The sequence below is a fragment of the Rhizobium sp. SRDI969 genome, assembly GCF_025152725.1.
Taxonomy (GTDB): Bacteria; Pseudomonadota; Alphaproteobacteria; order Rhizobiales; family Rhizobiaceae; genus Rhizobium; species Rhizobium leguminosarum_I.
In genome coordinates, this window is the sequence record NZ_CP104038.1 from 397,473 (window position 1) to 418,719 (window position 21,247).

Sequence of the window (21,247 nt, forward strand, 5' to 3'; positions counted from 1 at the left end):
AACACTTTCAATCCTCGCATCGTGCTCCCGTCATGAGGGAGTTTCCATCCTCGGCTAGCCCGATGTATCATGGTGGTGTTGAATTCGTGGGCCCGAATACATGGGCGAGGACCGGAGGGGACCGTTGCAGAGAAGGCTCGCAGCTATTCTAATCGCGGATGTCGTCGGCTATTCTCGCTTGGTCGAGGCGGACGAGAACGGAACGCTTGCGGCTCTCCGCAACTTGATGACGTCGTCGTTACGTCCGGTTATCGCTGCTCATGCTGGACGTGTCGTCAAATTGATGGGCGATGGTCTGGTCGCGGAGTTCACCTCGGTAGTCGAGGCTGTTTCTTGTGCGATCGCAATGCAGAACTCCGTGGCGAGCCAACAGCACCTCGTCGATCCGAAGAGCAAGATCGTCTTTCGCGTAGGAATCAATCTCGGCGACGTTGTGGTAGACGGTGACGACATCTTAGGGGACGGAGTTAATGTGGCGGCGCGATTGGAGCAGCTGTGTCCGCCGGGTGACGTTCTGATCTCAGGCGCAGCGTATGAACATCTTGCGGGGAAAATCGACGCCACGATCGAATACGCGGGAGAGCAGCGCCTCAAGAACATCACGCGCCCGATCAAGGCGTACCATCTTCCGCTGAGCGGGTCGAAGTTTGCCGTTTCCAACCTCTCAAGATCGACCGGACCAACTATCGCAGTCCTTCCATTTGAAAACATGGGCGGTGACCCTGAGCAGACGTATTTCAGCGATGGAATCACCGAAGACATCATCATCGAGCTAGCCAGGTTCACCGAACTCATGGTGATCGCAAGAACCTCGTCGTTCGCTTTGGGCGGCCGCACGGGTGACCTGCGCGAGATCGGACACATTCTCGGCGCGGATTACGTGGTCGAGGGAAGCATCAGACGAGCGGGCCATCGGATCCGGATTGCGGTTCAGCTTGTCGAGACAAAAGGCGGCACTCATCGCTGGGCAGAGCGTTACGACGCGTCCATAGAGAATATCTTCTCCACCCAGGAAGAGATAGCGCGCAGCATCGTCGCCATGGTCGCCCAACGCGTCATAGACGATAACGAGCTCACCTCTAGAAGACGCCGTCCGGAAGACATGCGAGCCTACGATCTGTTCCTACAGGGCAACCGCCTCTCCGACGACTTCCGGCCGGGAGCACAGGAGCGCGCCGAGGCACTGTTTGAAAGCGCGGCTAAGGCGGATCCAACCTTCGCACGCGCACATACAGGTCTCGCCTATATCTACCTTAACCGCGCCTCGGAAGGAGGCCTTGGTATCCCAAGGGAACGCGATGATAACCGGATCAAGGCGCTTCGCTCGGCCGAAACGGCATTCGCCTTGGACCCGAGCGATCCTCGGGTACAGTGCACTCTGGGTTACATTTGTTTGACGTGGCGAGACTTCAAAAGGGCGGAGCATCATCTCGACCTCGCAAAATCGATGAATCCCAATGATGCCACTATTCTGATCCTCTGGGCTGGGATGCAAGGCGCGTTGGGGCGGCCGGTCAAAGGCTTGGCCGGCGCCGAGGTCGCCTACCGGCTGAACCCGCTCCATCCCAGTTGGTACAACTATTACAAATCCCGTCTTCTGTTCCTTGCGGAAAGATACGGTGAGGCCGCCACTCTTCTGGAACAGCGGACTTTTGACACGCCCGAAAGAGAGCCGCGAGACATGGCATGGCGCGCAGCGTCCTACGGTCACCTCGGTCGGATCGATGACGCTGAGAAATGCGGAAAAATATTCCTTGATGCAATTAGGACAAGGTGGTGCGGAGCGTCGACGGCAGGTCCCGCCGACTATGTTAACTGGCTTGTTGATGTCTCATATCTCAATAACGAGCATGATGTGCTGCGGCTCCGCGAGGGTTTGAGGCTCGCTGGTCTGCCGGGATGAATAGGCTGGCGGTATCGGCGGCAGTTCACGTCCGATCAATGGCTGCGCCTCGCTCGGGACGATCTTCGAGGGCGCTGAATGTCGGTGCCTAGCCTCGAAACGTATAGATGCTGATCGAGGCCGGTTTCATCTCGATGGAGAAGCCCGGCAGGGTGGGCGGCATGTAGGCGGCGTTTTCGATCAGGCAGGGGTCGAGGAAGTGTTCGTGCAGATGATCGACATATTCGATGACGCGGCCTTCCTTGGTCCCCGACACCGCGACGTAATCGATCATCGACAGATGCTGCACATATTCACAGAGGCCGACACCGCCGGCATGCGGCCAGACCGGCAGGCCGAACTTGGCGGCAATCAGCAGCACGGAGAGGACCTCGTTCAGCCCGCCCATGCGGCAGGAATCGATCTGCACGATGTCGATTGCGCCCTCGGCGATGAACTGCTTGAACATGATGCGGTTCTGGCACATTTCGCCGGTCGCGACCTTCACCGGGGCGATCGCCTCGCGGATCTTGCGGTGGCCGGCGACATCATCGGGGCTTGTGGGTTCCTCGATGAAGAAGGGCTTGGCGAAAGAGAGCGCCTTCACCCAGTCGATCGCCTGGCCGACGTCCCATACCTGGTTGGCGTCGATCATCAGGTAACGATCGGGACCGATCACCTCGCGGGCGATCCTCAGACGGCGGATATCGTCTTCGAGATCGCGGCCGACCTTCATCTTGATATGATTGAAGCCGGCGTCGATTGCCTCCTGGCAGAGGCGGCGCAGCTTTTCGTCGCCGTAGCCGAGCCAGCCGGCCGAGGTCGTGTAGCAGGCGTAGCCCTCCTTTTCGAGGATGGCGATGCGTTCCGCCTTGCCCGCCTCGGCGCGCTTCAGGATCTCGACCGCCTCGTCGCGCGTCAGCACGTCGGTGAGATAGCGGTAATCGACGATATCGGCGATCTCTTCCGGCGACATCTCGGCGACGAGCCGCCAGACGGGCTTGCCGGCCTGCTTGGCGAGCAGATCCCAGACGGCATTGACGACCGCGCCGGTCGCCAGGTGAATGGCGCCCTTTTCCGGGCCGATCCAGCGCAATTGGCTATCGCTCGTCAGATGCCGCCAGAAGGTGCCGGGATGGGCGAGAACCTCGGCAAGGTCTGCGCCGACGATGAGGTGGCGCATGGCCTCGATCGCCATGCAGCAAATGTCGTTGCCGCGGCCGATGGTGAAGGTCAGGCCGTGGCCGGCAAGATCAGGCGCATCCGTATCGAGAATGACGTAAGCCGCCGAATAATCCGGATCGGGATTCATCGCATCGGATCCATCCAGGCTTTGCGATGTGGGAAAGCGGAGATCGAAGACACGAAGGTCGGTGATGCGGGTCATGATTGTTCCTCCCGATGATATGGGCCGATTATATGCCGATTAGAGCCGATTGCAGTGGGCGGCCGCATCAGCTGAAATCAGATCGTCCAGCCGCCGTCGATGGCGATCGCCTGGCCCGACGTGTAGGTCGCGCCGGCGAGATAGACGGCGAGATCGGCGATCTCCTCCGGCGAGCCGAGCCGGCCCATCGGCTGGCGGGCGATGAAGGCGGCGCGCGCCGCATCGTAATCGCCCTGCGCCCGCATGCGGTCCTGCAGCGACGGGCTTTCCACCGTGCCTGGGCAGATGGCGTTGCAGCGGATGCCTTGGCCGACATAATCGGCGGCGACGGCTTTGGTGAGTCCGATCACCGCCGCCTTGGTGACGCCGTAGGCGAAGCGGTTCGGCACGCCCTTGATACTGGAGGCGACGGAGGCCATGTTGATGATCGCTCCGTCCTTGCGTTCGATCATGCCCGGCAGCACCGCCCGGATGGTGCGGATCATCGCCTTGACGTTGAGGTCGAAGGCGAATTCGAGATCGGAATCCTTCATCTCGAGGATCGAGCCGGCATGGACGAAGCCGGCGCAGTTGAACAGTACGTCAACGGCTCCGATCTCGGCGACGAGGGCCTTGACCGCATCCTCTTCGAGTACGTTCAGCTTATGGGTGGAAACCCCGGTTTCGGCGGCAAGCGTCGCCAGCGCCTCGGTGTTGATATCGGTTGCGTGAACCTTGGCACCGATCGCGGCAAAGGCCGCCGCCGTCGCCCGGCCGATGCCCTGACCGGAGGCAGTGATGAGAACGGTCTTGCCGGAAAGTCTATTTGTCATGTCACGGGCCTTTTCTGGAATTGTCCACGCTCGACGATGGAGTGCGGCTGATGTCTTGGCGAAGCTCGGTCGTGATGGAGCATTCCGGCCTGCTTCCGCAGGTGCACGGCTCTCTGCGTTAAATGGAGGAGTTGGCGCCGTTGCACAGGCAGATCAGCGGGAGATTCAGCCGATTGGCTGCTTTTTCGGCGATCTCCGCCGGCGGCAGGGCCGATGACCATTCCCATGCGCTGCACGGTTTTCCTCCCTGTCCCGGCTTGCTTATGATCCTGCCGCTCGGGCGCCTTCGATACCTCAGCCGCTCGTTTCGATCGACCTTTTCAGTGATGAGTTGTCTGTTTATAGACAAACAGACGATTGGCCAAGGGTCAAGTGCGAAGTTTTCCTTTTCCGGCTGCGGTTCTGCGTATATGCAGAAATATATTCACAGGAGGAAGGAATGGTGACCGACGAGTCCGACCGCTACCGCGCTCCTGCCCTCGACAAGGGCCTCGATATCCTGGAATTGCTCGCCGGCGTCGACAGCGGCCTCACCCAGGCCGAAATCGCCAAACGGCTCGACCGCAGCCCCAACGAATTCTACCGCATGCTCGACCGGCTGGTGCGCCGCGGTTACGTCACCCGGCTGGACGGCGACCGCTACTCGCTGACGCTGAAGCTCTTCGGACTTGCCCAACTGCACGCGCCGGTGCGCCGCCTCGCCTCCTACGCCACGCCGCTGATGCGCGATCTCGCCCAGCACACGCGCCAGGCCAACCATCTTGCCGTCTTCGATCGGGGTGCTGCCGTCGTCATCGCCCAGCAGGAGGCGCCGGATTATTGGGGATTTTCGATCCGCGTCGGTGCCCATATCAGCCTCTTCGACACCGGTTCGGGGCATGTGCTGCTTGCCTTCCGCAGCGAGGAAGAGCGGGAGATGATGATTTCGGAACATGTGCGCAGCCGCGCGGAGATTGAACTCGGGCCTGAATTCTACGACCGTCTCGACCAGATCCGCGAGCGCGGTTACGAGATGATGGCGAGCGCCCAGACATCAGGCGTCTACAATCTTTCCGCTCCCGTTCTTGGACCGGACCGCCGCTGCATCGCCGCCCTTACCTGCCCCTTTATCGCGCTCGTCAATGCGCCGTCGGCACCCGATATCACCCAGGCGATCACGCTGGTGCAGAAGGCCGCCGCCCAGTTGTCGCTGCTTGCCGGCGCCGATGTCGCCAATTCTGGTTGATGGGAAGGAGGATCTCGGCCGGGGATTGGCGAAACCAGCCCCTCATCCGCCTGCCGGCACCTTCTCCCCGTAAACGGGGCGAAGGGAAATGCCGCACCGGCTTCCCCCAACCTCGACGTTGCGTTTGGCACGTCCCCTCTCCCTGTTTTTTACCGGGAGAGGGTTAGGGTGAGGGGCAGCTATTGCCGCCAACTGGACAGTGGTGCCTGATGGTCGGGAATTTCTATTTGAACAATCCATTCACCAGAGATAGCCTTGCGAGAAAGCCACTCTTGGAGGAAAAAGCGTGTTCATCGACACCCATCTGCACATCATCGACCGGTCGGTCCTGCCCTATCCCTGGCTCTCCGGCGCGCCTGATCTCGATCATGATTTCCTCTACGAAAGCTATGCGACTGAAGCCCGGCGCTGCGGCATCACCACGGCGCTGCACATGGAGGTCGACGTCGATCCCGCCGCCATGCAGGCCGAGACCGACCACGTCGCCGGCATCTCTAAGAAGGAAGGCAGTCTGATTGCCGGCGCCATCGTCTCCTGCCGACCGGAAGAGGAAGGCTTTGCCGCCTATCTCGAGCGGCAAAAGGCCGATCCCTTCGTCAAGGGGTTCCGCCGCGTGCTGCATGTCGTGCCTGATGATGTCTCCGAAGGCGCCCTGTTCCGTGAAAACATCAGGCGCATCAGCGGCAGCGGCCTGACCTTCGACCTTTGCACGTTGCCGCATCAGGCGGGCCGTGTGACCGCCCTCGTCGACCTTGCGCCCGACGTGCAGTTCGTGCTCGACCATTGCGGCGTACCGGATATCCGCTCGGACGCCTTCCAGCCATGGAAGGCGGGCATATCAGAGATTGCCCGGCGGCCGAACGTCGTCTGCAAGGTCTCCGGCGTCGTCGCCTATGCCGATGCGAAGACATGGACGGCAGAAACGCTGCGGCCCTATATCGAACATGTGATCGCCAGCTTCGGCTGGGACCGCGTCGTCTGGGGCAGCGATTGGCCGGTCTGCACGCTCGGTGGCGGCCTCTCTACCTGGGTCGCGGCGACCCATGCGATGCTTTCCGGCGTGAGCGAGGCGGAGCGTTCCAAGTTGCTTTTCGCCAACGCACAACGCCTCTGGTCGCTCTGACGTCACAAAATGAAGCAACCGATCTCGTCGACGTGCCATTTCGGCATGTTTTTTGTACCATTCACGGACAAAAAAGGTGCGATATTCTGCCTTAACGCTATCTACATGCAAGCAATTGCTAGCCTTATTTATCTCGGCTAAAAGTTGTTGACACGGATATGGCGAATACCCCCTTGTCCGCTGCCTTCAGAAGGGAAAATGAGATGAAAGAAGCACCGCATTCCGTCGATGTTCACGTCGGAAAGACGATCCGTATCCAGCGTCTGTTGAGGAAAGTTTCTCAGACGGAACTGGGCGATCGCGTCGGCGTAACGTTCCAGCAGATCCAGAAATACGAAAAGGGTTCCAACCGCGTTTCCGCCAGCATGCTGGTCGAAATCGCCGGCGCGCTGAAGGTCGACGTCAGGACATTTTTCGACGACATGTCGACCCCTGATACGGCCAACGACAACCCCGCTCCGAGCGAGGAATTCGTTATTTCGCGCGAAGGCGTGCTTCTCAATGCGGCGTTCTTTTCGATCAAGAACGAAGCGCTTCGCAAGAAGATCCTGAAGCTCGTCCAGGCGATTGCCCACACAGAACAGTTGGACGCTGAAGCGGCTGAATAGGGTCCTTCACGCGATCCCAACGGACCGCATGAGGCATGAGGATCAATAACAATCGATCGCGCTCAATGGCGATCGATCAGGATTAGATTCTCGCTGGCATCCTTCATTGCGATTTTGGCTTTGCTGCCGAGCAGTTTCTCGAGATTGACGTCAAGCTCCCTGTCGGGATCTATGCCGTCCCAATCGATGACGACTTGCAGCAGCGCCATGTTCGTCAGGTGCATCAGATTGCGCAACCGAAGCTTTTCAGCCTCCTCCTTGGCTGCCGACAGCAGCCGGAAGATCCTTGCGTATTCGCTGCCGGTACCCTCGTTGTGTTGATCAAACATCGTTCCCGCCTCTTTGGTCGTAGAACCCTACGATTCCATCAGTGCTGCATCTTTCCGCCGCGACCGTTATTCAAGCGTTACAGGAACCGCATTGCGCGTGACTTCGGCGTGCAAGAGCTCCCAATGTGAGGTCGCGGCAAAGCGCCAGTCGCGGTTGACGGGGAGGAATTTATCCCGGCGCAGCCAGTCCAATACCAGTCGCGCGTCGTTGCGCTTGCGCTCGACGCGGCTGCCGCGGATGGCGGCGAGGATATGGTCGCGGCGCGGTTTGCGGAAATGGCACTCGTCGGCCACCTTCGCATAGGTGCGCTCGGAGAAATGCAGAAACCGGCCGGCCAGTAGCAGCTTCTTGCGCTCGCCAGGCGTAATCTCGCCACTGGCGTAAAGCGCATCGATCGTCGGCTCGAAATCGACCCAGGGAACGGAAAGCGGCAGCCAGCCGAGCTCCTGCGGTGCATGCACCAGTGCGACGGCCTCATCGTCGAGCAGCCGTCCGGACTCGTAATCTTCGAAGATCGAGCCGAGCCCGATCATACCGAAGGGGGCACATTCGGCTGCCCTGAGCGCTCCCATGCTGGCCCCGCCGGCAACGGCGACATCATGTTCGAGTGCGTACAATATTTCCTTGTGCCAGACCGAAGGCAGATCGCCGAAATAGCCGTCGACGAGGCCGATCGCGGTGGCGCCGTCCCGAACGGCCTTCAGGATGTCGCCGGCGGCGGCCGGCGGCCGGAAATCGATGCAAGGAGACATGGCTCTTGCCGCGGCAAGATCGCTGCCAAGACTCGGGCCGACGAACAGCACCTTCATGATTCGGCTCCTCTTATGGTGTTGACCGCGCGCATGCCGAGTTGGATGTATTGGCCCGAGATGTCGACCTCCAGTCCCGGCACGATCACTCTGACGACCGAGATCGGCAGGGCTCGATGCGGAAACGGCACGACGACGATCTGCTCGATGCCGGTTGCCGTCAGCCGGTCGGCGATATGGCCGATGGATTCCTGGATCGTCGCCGGGCGGCGATGGCGGGTCTGCAACGAGCGCATACGGCCGTCGCCCTCGCAGAGTTCGACCACCTGCTGCATCGCTGCACTCCTGTCGAGCCGCTGATAGATGCGCGGCGAGAAATCGTCGCGGCTGCCGGCAATCGCGGTCAGCCGGCTCTGCGCCGCTTCGGTGATGGCACGCAACGCAGCGCGCAAGGGGTCGGGATGGCAGCCGCAGCCACCGCAGACATGCGACCACCGCGCATCGACACGGTCGGAAAGATTGCCTGGCATGATGACGGCCAGAAAGGCGGGAACGCCGATATCCGTCGTCATGTCGAGCAGCAGCAGTTTCATGCCGGCGCGCGTGATCCGGTCGGTCATGACGTCGATGACCGCATCGCCGAAGGAGGCGGGGTCGATGCGGCTCTCCCTTAGCCGCTCAGGCGATTTCAGCTGGGTCAAGGCCCAGGCGTCGCGCTCCACCAGCTCACAAAGCCCATGCAGGACCGCCTCGGACGGCGTGTTGCCGGAGGCGAGCCCATCGCTCGACTGCTCGAAGCCCGCCGGCCTCTCGCCGCGATGGTCGAGTCCGACGAGCCACCAGGGCACGAAGACGCTGCTGCCTGAAAGGATGTCGAGCCCCGTGCACCAGGGAATAGGCTTGCTGCCGATCTCGTCGGGCGCGCAGCGTGCGACATTGTCGAGATCGATCATCGCCGCATGCTCCGCCCGCATGCTGTCGACCGTCGCCTGCGTCAGGTCGGCGGGGGCAATTTCGGCGATCCGCGTCTCGACTGCTTCCATCGCTGCCGAGGTCATGGCGGCATCACTGTCGATACCCTTGCCCTGAAACACCGAGAGCGTATGGCTGTTCGGCCTCGTTGCGAAGGCGACGGGGATGTTCAGGACGTCGAGTGCCGTCAGCAGGCCAACGCGCGTGATGCCGAATTCGCGCAGATGCGGCCTGATGGCCGCGAGGGTCTGAGCCGGCGTCACCGCGCGGTCATGATAATCGCTGACACCGGCCGATGATCGTTTAAGGTCACCGGCAAGCGTTTCAAGGTCGGTGAAAGCGGACATACCGATCTGTTCCTTAGCGGAACCTCAGCGCATGCGTCAGGCTCTCGAGCGCATTGGCGGAAACGTTGAGTTCGTCCTGCTTCAGGGCCGCTCTGGCGGCAGCAGAAAAGCGCAGCGACTGTGTCTGAGCTGCAGTGGTTTCAGCATTCGTCTTCATGTTCCATCTCCGATTGGTTGGGCAGCGCCTTGCTGCCGTTAACCATCGGAAAGAAACATTGCCTCCGTCATTTAAGCGTTACAGGCTTCGTTAAAAGGCCGTGCAATCAGGGAAGACCAGCAAGTTGCAGGCCCTGTATCAGCGGTTCCGTATAGGCGGGATCGCGATCGGGGACGAAATGGCGGATGTCCTCGCTGCGAAAATCGGGGAAGTTTTCCAGCACCATCCTGGCGTAATTCCTGGCCTTGCCCGTATCGCCTGCCATGGCATGCGAGGCGGCGAGCAGACGGGCCGTTGCCTGCTTGGTCTTCACCGGTTCCAGCGCCTCGATCGCCATTTCATATTCTTCGCGCATGAAGTGGATGCCGCCGAGGTTCCAGTAATAATAGTCCGGCGGCAGCGGATTGAGTTTAAAGGCGGCGCGGCTGAGCTCCAGTGCTCGATCGAAATCGCCATCATGGGAAAGCGCGTCGGCGAAATCGGCGAGGATGTCGGCATCGTTGGGATTGAGATCCTGAGCCTGCTGGAAATATTCCAGGCTTTCGTCGAAGCGGCGGCGATAAAGCGCCACGAAGCCGAGCTCGCGATAGGCCCGGCCGCTGTTTGGGTCGGACTGCTGCGCCTGCCGGGCAGCACCGTTCGCCTCGTCGAGCAGTTCCTTGTCCCGCATGCCGCGGATCAGCCATTCCATGCCGAGCGCGCGCGACATGCCGGCATGGGCGGCGGAGAAATGTTCGTAGCGATTGAGCGAGGATTTGAACCATTTGCGCGCCTGGCGCAGATGCTGCAGATCGGTCTGGGCAATCAGCCGTTTGCCTTCCAGGTAGAGACGGTAGGCGGACGGCGGCGCCTCGCCGATCGGCATCGCCAACTCGTGGCGCTCGATCGTGTCGGCGAGCGAGGAGACGATGCGCCGCGTCAGATGCGCGAAGGATTCGCTGATCTTCTGCATGACCAGCGGCAGTTCGATGGCCCAGATTACCTCTGATGTCGTCGTCCGCGTCAGCCGACAGGTCGCAAAGACATCCTCGTCGCGGCCCTGGATGGTGACGTAGACCGCATAGTCGAAGCTGAGGTCGAGCGGACCGGGCACGGCACGCGACGGATCGATCGAACGGCTGAGGATCTCCAGGCTGGTATGCGCCGCGATCACCTTGAAGCCGCGCTGCTGGCTAAGGCCGATGGTGACGTCTTCGAGAAGCGCCCTGCCGACGCGCTCCATCAGCGGATCGGTGAAGATACTTTCCGGCGGCAGAATGATGATGCGCGGCTGGCCGACCGGATTGACGGAAAGATTAAGCGCCGACTGTGGATGTCCCGACGTCGCCTGTGCCGCCGGCGCCAGGTTAAGTTCGCGGGCAAGAGCGGTGGTGCTTTCTTCCGGCTCGGTTTCGAAGTCGTCCTTCAACTGGCTCTTGCACTTCAGATAGGCCTGACGGGCCGCTGCCGGATCGTTCATCCTGACATAGGTGCGCATCAAGGCGCGATAGGCCGTCTCGCTGGCAGGATCGAGTTCCAGCAGGCGCCTGGCAAGCGTGATCTGCTCTTCGTCCGATCTGTCTTCGGCGGTTTCGACCAACCGGGTCAGATGGGCGGAGCGCAGTTCGTCGACGCGCTGGCGCTCAAAGGTCAGCCAGTCCTCGGCGCCCTGCGTCGGCGATTTGACGCCTTCGAGCAATTCGCCGTTCAGCAGGCCGCCCTCTTCGAGTGCGAGCGGCCCTTTCTGTTTGAGGATATGAACGTCGACCTCCCAGCCATCGGCAAGGCCGATATGGGTTCGGGTCGCGGCAAGCAGCTGTGGAAGGCCGACGGGAACGCTCTGCTCGATTCGTGCCAGCAGCTGGCGCAGGCTACCGGCGCGTTTTTCCGGCAGCTCCGATTGCCAGAGCTGCCGCCTGACGGTTTCGCGATCGAGTTCGAAATTGGGTTCGGCGGCGAGCATGGCGAGGAGAAAATAAGACTTCTCCGGCAAGGGGAGTTCCTTCCCCGCCGTCAGCAATCGCGGTCTTCCGAGCAGGCACAGCCTGTTCGTCAGCATCTGCCGGATGTCCGTCGCATCTCGATTCTCACCCCTGAAAGCCAAGGCGCACAAGCACACCGGCCAGTCCAAACCATGTTAGAGCCATAAGAGGCCGGCGCATAGCGGTTTTGCTTTAAAAAGAAGAAGTTTCATCGAATATTTGCATATTCTCGCGCCACACGGAGAGGAGATGCTTTGCCAACACTTGCTTGGGGCGCGGTTTTCGTTCGGCGGAAGGCTATTTACGCCGTGAATAGGCCTGAGGGATCACAGAACCTGTGCAGTCCGTTTCGGGCTATTCTCCGTTGCGGCCGCGGCCTCGACGAAATCGAGCCCGATATCCAGCACCGGCGCACTGTGTGTCAGCCAGCCGACCGAAATGAGGTCGACACCGGAAGCCGCGATTGCGGCGGCCGTTGTCGGCGTGACGCGGCCGGACGCTTCGGTGATGGCTCGGCCGGCGACGATCGCGACGGCTTCGCGCAGCTGATCCGGTGTCATATTGTCGAGCAGAACGGCGTCGACGCCGGTCTCCATCGCTTCGCGCAGCTGATCGAGCGTGTCCACCTCGACCTCGATCTTCACCATATGGCCGACGCTGGCCCGCGCCCGGCGGATCGCTTCAGCGACGCCGCCGGCGATGGCGACGTGATTATCCTTGATCAGCACCGCGTCATAAAGCGCGAAACGGTGGTTCATGCCGCCGCCGGCCCGCACGGCATATTTTTCCAGTGCCCGCAGCCCCGGTGTCGTCTTGCGCGTACAGGCGACGGAGGCTCTCGTGCCGCGGATGGCGGCGGCAATCTCAGCCGTCACGGTCGCAATGCCGGAGAGATGGCCGAGGAAATTCAGCGCGGTGCGCTCGCCGCTCAGCAGCCCACGCGAGGGACCTTCGATGGTGGCGATCACGTCGCCGGGCTTGACCGCATCGCCATCCTGAAGATGACGGCGCATGGCGATCTCCGGGTCGACGAGAGCGAAAGCGAGTTCGGCGGCATCGAGACCGGCGATCACGCCCGGCTGACGGGCCGCCATCACCACCGTCGAGCGATGATCCCTAGGGATCACCGATGCCGAGGTAATATCGCCGACAAGACCAAGATCTTCGAGAAGGGCCGCCCGCACCAGCGGCTCGACGATCAGGCGCGGAAGGGGAACGAGGTTCATCTCAGGCACTCCTTGCAAAAGTATAGAGCGGGGCAAGGGCATAGGGTGGCGTCGCGCGGGCGATCTCGAGAACATCGGAAAGGCACATACGGCGCCGGTTGGCATTGGCGAGCTTCAGCGGAAAGTCGGTGCGGGCATGGGCGCCGCGCGATTCCATTCGCAGGCTGGCAAAGACGGCGATCAGCAGCGCGACGATGGCCGGATCGGCGGCAGGGCCATTGCCTTCTGCAAGCGGCAGCAGGGCTGCGATCGCGCCATGAATGGCGCCGGCGTTGCGCAGCACGCCGAGATGACGCGAGACGATCGGCCGGACGAGCGATGCGTCGGCAGCCACCGGCAGTCTCTCGGCGAAGAGGGGGCCGGTGGCACCTGCGGGCATGCCTGAAATGTCGCGTGCCGCCCGCATGCCCATGACGGCCGCCTCCAGCAGCGAATTGCTGGCGAGCCGGTTTGCGCCGTGCAGGCCGGTCGAGGCCGCCTCTCCCGCAACCCAGAGGCCGGAAACCGAGCTGCGGCCATTTGCATCCGTGGCCACGCCGCCCATGTGATAGTGAACGGCCGGGCGCACAGGAATGGGCTCTTTGGCCGGATCGATGCCGCCCTCGCCACAAAGGGCGGAAATGACAGGAAAGCGGGCGGTAAAGCGGCTGCCGAGAGCATCCCGGGCATCGAGAAAGACTCGTCCGCCGCGGGCGATTTCGGCGCTGATCGCCCGCGCCACCACGTCGCGCGGCGCAAGCTCGGCACCGGATATGCGGGCCATGAACCGTTCGCCGCGTTCGTTGACAAGCAAGGCCCCCTCGCCGCGCACCGCTTCGCTGATCAGCGCCAGCGGCCGGCGGCGTGAATCGAGCGCGGTCGGATGGAACTGGACGAATTCCATATCGGCGATCGCAGCACCGGCCCTTGCCGCGAGCGCGATCCCCTGGCCGAAATTGCCCATCGGATTGGTGGTCGCATCGTAAAGCCCGCCGATGCCGCCGGTGGCAAGCACAACCTTCGATGTCGGCAGCATGACGGCGCCATTCGCGGTCGCGCAGAGCAGGCCGGCGACCTTTTCGCCGTCCATCAGAATCCGCCGCGCCTCGAAACCTTCGAGCACTGTTATAGCTGGCGTTTTCATCGCCGCCTCGATCAGCGCGGCTATGATCGCAGCACCCGAACCGTCGCCTTCGGCATGGACGATACGGCGGCGATTATGGGCCGCCTCCAGCCCGAGCGAAAATTCACCGGCGGCATTCCGGTCGAAACGCACGCCAGCTTGCTCCAGCGCGGCGATCACCGCCGGGGCCTCGGTGATGATACCGGCGGCGATCGTGGGATCGCAGAGCCCGTCGCCGGCCGCAAGCGTATCGGCAAGATGCAGCGCCGCGCTGTCGTCGTCGCCCATGCTGGCGGCGATGCCGCCCTGCGCCCAGGCGCTCGACGTCTCCGCGCCAAGGGCCGAGCGAGTGACGATGACCGAGGGTTCAGGCGTCAGTGTCAGCGCGGTCACCAACCCCGCAAGCCCGCTGCCGACGATCACCGTGCGTCCTGATGGCTGCTCAAGAATCGCGGTCATATCGCCAGCATCCTCTCGACGGCGCGGCGCGCGGCCACCGCAATTGCCGGATCGACGGTGACCTCGTGGCGCTTTTCCTCGAGTGCGGCGCGGATATTGGCGAGCGTGATCCGCTTCATATGCGGGCAGAGATTGCAGGGGCGAATGAACTCGACATCGGGATGGTGCACGGCGACATTGTCGCTCATCGAGCATTCGGTGAGCAGCACGACGCGCGCCGGCTTCTGCCTGCCGACATAATCCGACATGACAGCGGTGGAGCCGGCGAAATCGGCTTCGGCCACCACCTCGGGCGGGCATTCGGGATGGGCGAGCACGGTTACGCCTGGATGGTTTTCGCGCAGCTGGCGCACGTCCTCGGCGGTGAAGAGTTCATGCACCTCGCAATGGCCATGCCAGGCGATGATCTCGACGTCAGTCTCGCGGGCGACGTTGCGGGCCAGATATTCATCCGGGATCATCAACACCTTCGGCACACCGAGCGATTCTACTACCTGTTTGGCATTGCCCGAGGTGCAGCAGATGTCGGAGGCAGCCTTCACTGCGGCCGAGGTATTGACATAGGTGACGATGGGCACGCCTGGATGGGCCTGGCGCAGCAGCGCGATATCCTCGGGCGTGATCGAATCCGCCAGCGAACAGCCGGCGCCGAGATCCGGGATCAACACGGTTTTCCCGGGGTTCAGCAGCTTGGCGGTCTCGGCCATGAAATGCACGCCGGCAAGCACGATGACATCGGCATCGACCTCGATCGCCTTGCGGGCGAGCGCCAGGCTGTCGCCGACAATATCGGCCACGCCGTGGAAGATCTCCGGTGTCTGATAGTTGTGCGCGAGAATGACGGCGTTGCGGCGGCGCTTGAGCTCGAGGATCGCGTCGACGTCATTTTCGAAGGTCATCCATTCGGCTTTGGGAATGACACGGCTGACGCGCTCGTAGAGCGAGGATGCGGAAACAGGATAATTCATGACCGGCTCCTAAGTATGCTCTCTTTGAGCATATCATAGGCAAACAGATATTCTCACTGTGAGTATATGTCAATTGCGGGAGAGCGGTAATTTCGTTCCGGCCAGCGCCCGTTCTTCGAGAACGGTGTGGCGAAAGCGGAAAAGCTTGGCCGGCCTGCCGCCGGTTTCGCTTTCGGTGCCGCCGGTTTCCTCGACCAGTTCCTGCTGTTCGATGAGGCGGCGGAAGTTCTGCTTGTGCAGCGTCAGCCCCGCGAGCGCCTCGATGGTACGCTGCAGCCTCAGCAGCGTAAAACTCTCCGGCATGAGCTCGAAGACGACAGGGCGGTATTTGATCTTGGCGCGCAGCCGGGCGATGCCGGTCGCGAGAATACGGCGGTGATCGGCAAACATTGCCCGGCCGAGATTGGCCTCCGCCCCGCATCCGGCTTCCGAGACGAGCCTCGCCTCGTAAAGCAGTTCGTAACGCTGCAGGGCCAGATCCTCGTTCCAGCCGCCGCCGTCGAGGCCGAAGGTGAAATCCGCCCGGCGGTGGCGATGGTCACGCCGGGCCGGATCGGCATCGGCCCAGCTCCGCAGGCGCGCCATGATCTCGTCAAGCACGGCTGGCCGGCCCTGCCGGTGGTCTTCCCAGGGGAAATATTCGTACCAGCCGTGCCATCCCGGCCGGCCGGCGTCCGACTGCTCGTTGACGAGGCCGAGATAGCTGATCGAGATCGTCCGCCCGCCTGGGATATCGTTGTTCCGGTCGCGATCGGCGAAGGTATAGAGCTGTTCCAGATAACCGACGGGATGTTCCGTCTGCTCCTGCACCCATTCGCGCAGGCCCGATTGCAGGGTGCGATGCCCCATTTCGAAAGGGCCCGACGGCAGCGCGTTGCCGGAGCGGATGGTCATGACGCGCGGCTCGTCCCTCGTCACCGCGACGAGCACCGCAATCAATTCCGCATGCGCAAAGCCGATCGTCACAGGGGGACCGAATACTCCGTTCCGAATGAATCGAACGGATAATTCCTGACACAGGCCGGGACAGAAGCCAATGGTGGCTTCCCCCTTCTCCCCAGCGGGGAGAAGGTGCCGGTAGCTGATGAGGGGGCTAAACGGCACGGCGTTGATTGCCCTTCGCTGACGCTCAGTGCCCCGCTCCTATCGTCGCTCGCCCCCTCATCTGCCCTGGCGGGCATCTTCTCCCCGCTGGGGAGAAGGGGGAGCGTCGAGCAAGCCGCCCTCAGCTATTGCCCGTCTCGCTTTTCAGCCGCTGCAGGAAGATTTCCAGTTCCGCGTCGTCGATACCGACGAGATGACGCTTTTCCGGATAGGCGCCGGTCCTGATGTCCTCGGCAAATTCCGTGAAGGCGGCGATACGTTCGCGCTGCAGCCGATCGTGTTCGGCGGCAAAGTCGCGATAGATCTTGGCGTGGCGCGGAGTGTGGCCGCGATTGGCGCCGAGCACGTCGTCGGCGAAAAGATATTGGGCGTCGCAGCCGCTGCCTGCGCCCATGGAGATCATCAGCATCGAGGTGTTGCTGCTGATGGCGGCAGCGATATCCCCCGGGACGACTTCGATTTCGGCGGCGAAGGCGCCGGCCTCTTCCAGGGCCTTGGTTTGCCGCCAGATTTCGGCCGCACTCGCCGCCGTCTTGCCGACGGCACGGAAGCCGCCGGTCCAGGTCGCCTTCGAAGGGATCAATCCGAGATGGCCGCAGACCGGAATTCCTTCATCGCGCATGCGCCGGATCGTCTGCAGGCTTGCGGCACAATAGACCGCATCACCTCCTGCCTTCAGCGCCGCGAAGGCCGCACGCAGATAGTCCTCGGCCGAGACATGATCACCATATTCGAGCCCCGGAATGGCAAAGAGCGTGGGGGCGATTTCGCGAAAGACTGGCCCGAGCAGCGAGGGCGGTACCGAGACGATGTCGATCCCCGCTTTTTCGGCGGCGTCCGCCTCCTCCAGCGAGGTGACGCGCAGCATGGTGAGCTGGCGCTTGCCTTTTTCCGCAAGCAGATCGGCGACGGTTGCGCGTCTATGTTTCTTCATCATCAATTCCTTTGAAAATATCGGAGAGCTCAGGCTGCCAGCAGGGATTTCAGCTTGATGTCGCTGGCTGCGAGTGCTGCCGGGTTTGGATGGGCACCCGCTGCGATCAGCATTTCGGCGAGCCTGATGTCGCGTCCCACGGCATTGCCCGGTCCGATGCCGCTTGCGGCAATCAAGCGTCCGTCGGCGTCGAGATGGAAAAGAATGAAGGCGCCTGCGCCGAGATCGCGGCGCTGATGCATGGCTGCCCCTTCGGCAAGGCCTGATATCTGCAGCGTCATGTCGTATTGATCCGACCAGAACCACGGCACTGATGAAACGGCTTCGTTCCGGCCGAGCATGTTGGCCGCGGCCAATGTGCCCTGCTCCTGGGCATTGCGCCAGGATTCCAGCCGCACCCGCCGGCCGCCATAGATCGGCAGCGGAAAGGAGCAGCAGTCGCCGGCCGCAAAGACATCAGCTGCGGAGGTCTGGAGATAAGTGTCGACGGCAATGCCATTGTCGATTGCGAGGCCCGCTCTTTCGGCGATCTCGATATTCGGCCGTGCGCCGATGCCGACGAGCACGAGATCGGCCTCGATCACCTCGCCGGTCGACAATCGGATCAGGGCTTTGCCGTTTTCCTCAGTCAGCGCCTCGATGGAGACGCCGCAGCGGATATCCACGCCCTCGGCACGATGGCGTTCGGTGAGCAGATGAGCGATCTCCTCCGGCACGCCACGCTTCAGCACGCGTTCCAGCCCCTCGATGACGGTGATCTCGGCGCCAAGCAGCCGCGCCGTTGCCGCAAGTTCCAATCCGATGAACCCGCCACCGATGATGGCGATATGCCTGCCCGGCTTCATTGCATCGCGCAGCGCCGCAGCATCGTGATGCGTCCTCAGCGAGCGAATATGCCGGCTGCCCTCCGGCGCCCCGGGGAGCGAGCGCGCGGCGGCACCCGTCGCAAGCAGAAGCTTGTCGTAGGAGAGCGCCGTCCCCCCCGAAAGCGTGACGGTCCTGGAAACCGGATCGAAATCCCTGGCCTCCACGCCGGTGAGCAGCCGGATGCCGTTTTCGATATATTTTTCCGCCGCGACGATGAATTTCGGATCGCTCGCATCGGCGGAGCCGGCCTTCGAAAGCGGCGGCCGCTCGTAAGGATGAAGGGGCTCGGCACCAACCAGCGTTATCTCGCCGGCAAAGCCCTTTTCCCGCAAGGCGAAGGCGGCGCGCGCACCGCATTCGCCCGCGCCCAGGATGACAAAATGAGCCATGCCGGCCTCCCTCAGAGCGAGATGAAGACGGCGCCGTCTTCGATCTTGACCGGATAGGTCTTGAGATTGACGCAGACCGGCGCACCCTTGGCTTCGCCCGTCTTGTAGTTGAAGCGGCCGTTATGTTTTGGACATTCGATGATCTCATCCATGACAAGTCCGTCGGCGAGATGGATATGTTCATGCGTGCAGAGCCCGTCGGTGGCGAAGAATTCGTCGTCCGGGCTGCGATAGACCGCGAAGGTGCGCCCGTCGTGATCGAAGCGGATGACATCCTCTTCGTCGATCTCGTCCTTGTCGCAGACCTGGATCCAATTTCCGCTCATCTTGTCCTCCCTTGATTGTCTTTATTGCGCGGCCGGGGCCAGCTCGTTGTGGAATTCCTCGCGATAGGGCCGCGCGGTGGCCGGCAGGTCGCGCTTCAGGAAATAATCCTCGTTGCGCAGCTGGCGCAGGAAGGCCGGGATCATCTCGCGATAGCCGGACCAGATCGATGGGTTCGGCGCCGGCAGGTCGTGCTTGATCATCGCGTGCAGCTTCGGCAGCGCGTGGTAAGGCACCATCGGGAACATGTGATGTTCGACGTGGTAGTTCATGTTCCAGTAGATGAAGCGGCTGATGGGGTTCATATAGACCGTGCGGCTGTTCAGCCGATGGTCGGTCACATTGTCGGCAAGGCCGCCATGCTGCAGCAGTCCGGTCAACACATGGTGCCAGGCGCCGTAGAGGCGCGGCAGGCCGATCAGCACCAGCGGCAGGATCGAGCCCATGGCGATTGCGGTAGCGATCGTGGCGAGATAGATCGCCAGCCAGATGCGGGCAATGCGGATGGCCTTTGGCTGCTCCATCTCCGGGATGAAGGTCTTTTCCGCCGCGCTGACGCCGCCGAAGGCATTGCGCAGCATGTCGACGACCGCATGCCAGGCATCGAGGATGCCGAAGAAATTAAGCACCACCCGGATGAGATCCGGCGGCCGCATCACCGCGATCTCGGGATCGCGGCCGACGATCACCGTATCGGTATGATGGCGCGCATGGCTCCAGCGCCAGGTCACCGGGTTGCGCATGATCATGAAGCAGGCGATCTGATAGACGACATCGTTCATCCAGCGCGTCTTGAAGGCGGTGCCGTGACCGCATTCGTGCCAGCGGCTGTCGGTGGCCGAGCCGTAAAGCACGCCATAGGCGAGGAAGAAGGGCACGGCCACCCACGAGCCCCAGAAATAGATGCCGAGCCCGGCAAAGATTGCCATGGCGCCGAGCCAGATGATCGTGTCGCGGATCGCCGGCGCATCGGAGCGCTGCATCAGCGCCTTCATCTCCTTGCGCGGAATGTCGGTGTGATACCATTCGGCTGCCGCCAGTCCCGTCTCGACGGCGGTGCGGCCGCTTTCGCCGAGAAGGTCGTAGTCACGTTTCTTCGTCTGGGTCGCCATTATCCGCCTCCCGTTGCCCTTGCCCTTGCCCAGGAGAATAGGTTGACTTTGGAAAGCGCTCAATGCAGGCTTGATATAATCTATCAAAAGCCATCAAGAATGGCTTGCATTCATGATTGAATCCATCAGGAACGCCGATGCGCCGTCCCACCATATCCGATCTCGCCCGCGCCTCCGGCGTTAGTGTCGCCACCGTCGACCGCGTTCTCAACGCTCGCCACCGTGTGCGCGAGGAAACGGCGCGACGGGTCTATGATGCAGCACAGTCGATCGGCTATCACGCTGTCGGCCTGATCAAACAGCGCGTCTTCGAGGATCTGCCGCAATACAGGCTCGCCTTCCTGCTGCAGAAGCCGATGCAACCCTTCTATCAGAGCTTCGTGCGTGAGATCGAAACCGCAGCGCGCGCGGTCACGAGCGCGCGCATCCAGCCGCAGATCGACTTTCCCTCGGCCTCGACACCGGCAGCGATCGTCGAGAAGCTGAAGGCGCTCGCTGCCCGCAACCAGGCCGTTGCTCTCGTCGCCCCCGATTACCCTGCGGTCACGACCGCCATCGAAGACCTGAAGGAAAAAGGGATCCCGGTGTTCTCGCTGCTCTCCGATTTCGCCTCGGGCGTGCGCGATGCCTATGTCGGCGTCAACAACCGCAAGGTCGGGCGCACCGCCGCCTGGACGATTGCGCGCACGGCACGCGGGCCTGGCAAGATCGCCTGTTTCGTCGGCAGCCACCGATTCCACGGACATGAGCTGCGGGAAATCGGCTTCCGCTCCTATTTTCGCGAGAATGCGCCTGAGTTCGATGTCGTCGACACGCTGATCAATCTGGACACGCCCGAGATCACCCACGAGGCGACGTTGACGCTCCTGCAGAAACATCCCGATCTCGTCGGCCTTTATGTCTGCGGCGGCGGCATGGAGGGAGCAATTTCGGCATTCCGCGAAGAAGGTGTCGGCGGCAAGATCGTCTTGGTGGTCAACGAGCTGACGCCCGACAGCAAAGCCGGCCTTGCCGACGATATCGTCGCTATGGCGATCGGCACCCCCCTGCCCGCTCTCTGTAAGGAGTTGATGGTCTTGATGACGGCCGCCATCGAAAACGGTGAAACAGCTGTTCCCGGGCAGCTCTTCCTGCCTTTCGATATCCATATTTCGGAGAACATCTAAGCAATGATGGAATTCCATCATTTCGTTCGAAATTCTCTCAGCA

General features: G+C 62.0%; 20 protein-coding genes. 5 read left to right on the forward strand and 15 right to left on the reverse strand.

Going from position 1 to position 21,247, the window contains the following annotated elements; genetic code table 11:
• Window positions 1-124: 124 nt before the first annotated feature.
• Entirely contained in the window at window positions 125-1,903 is a 1,779-nt protein-coding gene (locus N2A41_RS31535; RefSeq protein WP_311202896.1) for an adenylate/guanylate cyclase domain-containing protein, read from the forward strand.
• An 88-nt stretch (window positions 1,904-1,991) separates the two neighbouring features.
• Here N2A41_RS31535 and N2A41_RS31540 read toward each other — a convergent pair whose 3' ends face one another.
• Window positions 1,992-3,269, reverse strand: coding sequence for an L-fuconate dehydratase (locus N2A41_RS31540; RefSeq protein ID WP_260111894.1), 1,278 nt, complete (start codon window positions 3,267-3,269; stop codon window positions 1,992-1,994).
• 77 nt (window positions 3,270-3,346) lie between these two features.
• Window positions 3,347-4,081 (reverse strand): SDR family oxidoreductase, encoded by a 735-nt coding sequence (locus tag N2A41_RS31545; RefSeq protein WP_170261517.1) that lies wholly within the window; start codon window positions 4,079-4,081, stop codon window positions 3,347-3,349.
• Between the two features lie 439 nt (window positions 4,082-4,520).
• Here N2A41_RS31545 and N2A41_RS31550 point away from each other — a divergent pair, with 439 nt between their 5' ends.
• The 3 genes from N2A41_RS31550 to N2A41_RS31560 all read left to right on the forward strand — a co-directional run bounded on the left by N2A41_RS31550 (window position 4,521) and on the right by N2A41_RS31560 (window position 7,037).
• Window positions 4,521-5,306, forward strand: coding sequence for an IclR family transcriptional regulator (locus N2A41_RS31550; RefSeq protein ID WP_260111895.1), 786 nt, complete (start codon window positions 4,521-4,523; stop codon window positions 5,304-5,306).
• A 286-nt stretch (window positions 5,307-5,592) separates the two neighbouring features.
• Window positions 5,593-6,429, forward strand: coding sequence for an amidohydrolase family protein (locus tag N2A41_RS31555; RefSeq protein WP_260111896.1), 837 nt, complete (start codon window positions 5,593-5,595; stop codon window positions 6,427-6,429).
• A gap of 203 nt (window positions 6,430-6,632) precedes the next feature.
• Complete coding sequence (locus tag N2A41_RS31560; protein ID WP_017968523.1) at window positions 6,633-7,037, forward strand: helix-turn-helix domain-containing protein; 405 nt, start codon at window positions 6,633-6,635, stop codon at window positions 7,035-7,037.
• 62 nt (window positions 7,038-7,099) lie between these two features.
• On the opposite strand, the gene N2A41_RS31565 is transcribed toward N2A41_RS31560, so the two are convergent.
• The 13 genes from N2A41_RS31565 to N2A41_RS31625 form a co-directional block, all read right to left on the reverse strand.
• Complete coding sequence (locus N2A41_RS31565) at window positions 7,100-7,366, reverse strand: hypothetical protein (RefSeq protein ID WP_017968524.1); 267 nt, start codon at window positions 7,364-7,366, stop codon at window positions 7,100-7,102.
• A gap of 66 nt (window positions 7,367-7,432) precedes the next feature.
• Entirely contained in the window at window positions 7,433-8,176 is a 744-nt protein-coding gene (locus tag N2A41_RS31570; protein ID WP_162115141.1) for a TfuA-like protein, read from the reverse strand.
• Window positions 8,173-9,435, reverse strand: coding sequence for a YcaO-like family protein (locus N2A41_RS31575; RefSeq protein ID WP_260111897.1), 1,263 nt, complete (start codon window positions 9,433-9,435; stop codon window positions 8,173-8,175). The genes N2A41_RS31570 and N2A41_RS31575 overlap by 4 nt, the downstream gene beginning before the upstream one ends.
• 13 nt (window positions 9,436-9,448) lie before the next feature.
• Window positions 9,449-9,592, reverse strand: a complete 144-nt coding sequence (locus tag N2A41_RS31580; protein WP_003553391.1) for a hypothetical protein — start codon at window positions 9,590-9,592, stop codon at window positions 9,449-9,451.
• A 106-nt stretch (window positions 9,593-9,698) separates the two neighbouring features.
• Entirely contained in the window at window positions 9,699-11,690 is a 1,992-nt protein-coding gene (locus N2A41_RS31585) for a BTAD domain-containing putative transcriptional regulator (protein ID WP_260111898.1), read from the reverse strand.
• Window positions 11,691-11,879: 189 nt separating this feature from the next.
• Window positions 11,880-12,779 (reverse strand): carboxylating nicotinate-nucleotide diphosphorylase, encoded by a 900-nt coding sequence (gene nadC, locus N2A41_RS31590; RefSeq protein WP_260111899.1) that lies wholly within the window; start codon window positions 12,777-12,779, stop codon window positions 11,880-11,882.
• A 1-nt stretch (window position 12,780) separates the two neighbouring features.
• On the reverse strand, window positions 12,781-14,340 hold the full coding sequence (locus tag N2A41_RS31595) for an L-aspartate oxidase (protein ID WP_260111900.1): 1,560 nt from the start codon (window positions 14,338-14,340) through the stop codon (window positions 12,781-12,783).
• Entirely contained in the window at window positions 14,337-15,308 is a 972-nt protein-coding gene (nadA, locus tag N2A41_RS31600) for a quinolinate synthase NadA (RefSeq protein WP_222385333.1), read from the reverse strand. Before nadA ends, N2A41_RS31595 begins: the two co-directional genes overlap by 4 nt.
• A gap of 69 nt (window positions 15,309-15,377) precedes the next feature.
• Window positions 15,378-16,274, reverse strand: coding sequence for an NUDIX hydrolase (locus N2A41_RS31605; RefSeq protein WP_222385334.1), 897 nt, complete (start codon window positions 16,272-16,274; stop codon window positions 15,378-15,380).
• 259 nt (window positions 16,275-16,533) lie between these two features.
• Window positions 16,534-17,349 carry a 3-methyl-2-oxobutanoate hydroxymethyltransferase gene (locus tag N2A41_RS31610; protein ID WP_260111901.1) on the reverse strand — a complete coding sequence of 272 codons (816 nt, stop codon included), beginning with the start codon at window positions 17,347-17,349 and terminating at the stop codon, window positions 16,534-16,536.
• Between the two features lie 26 nt (window positions 17,350-17,375).
• Window positions 17,376-18,602 carry an NAD(P)/FAD-dependent oxidoreductase gene (locus N2A41_RS31615; protein ID WP_260111902.1) on the reverse strand — a complete coding sequence of 409 codons (1,227 nt, stop codon included), beginning with the start codon at window positions 18,600-18,602 and terminating at the stop codon, window positions 17,376-17,378.
• Between the two features lie 11 nt (window positions 18,603-18,613).
• A complete protein-coding gene (locus N2A41_RS31620) occupies window positions 18,614-18,928 on the reverse strand; it encodes a MocE family 2Fe-2S type ferredoxin (RefSeq protein WP_003548266.1) in 315 nt (104 codons plus the stop codon).
• Window positions 18,929-18,949: 21 nt separating this feature from the next.
• Complete coding sequence (locus N2A41_RS31625) at window positions 18,950-20,038, reverse strand: fatty acid desaturase family protein (protein ID WP_260111903.1); 1,089 nt, start codon at window positions 20,036-20,038, stop codon at window positions 18,950-18,952.
• Between the two features lie 137 nt (window positions 20,039-20,175).
• Here N2A41_RS31625 and N2A41_RS31630 point away from each other — a divergent pair, with 137 nt between their 5' ends.
• The gene (locus N2A41_RS31630; RefSeq protein WP_260111904.1) at window positions 20,176-21,204 is read left to right on the forward strand and encodes a LacI family DNA-binding transcriptional regulator; all 1,029 of its coding nucleotides are present in this window, start codon (window positions 20,176-20,178) and stop codon (window positions 21,202-21,204) included.
• Window positions 21,205-21,247: the final 43 nt, after the last annotated feature.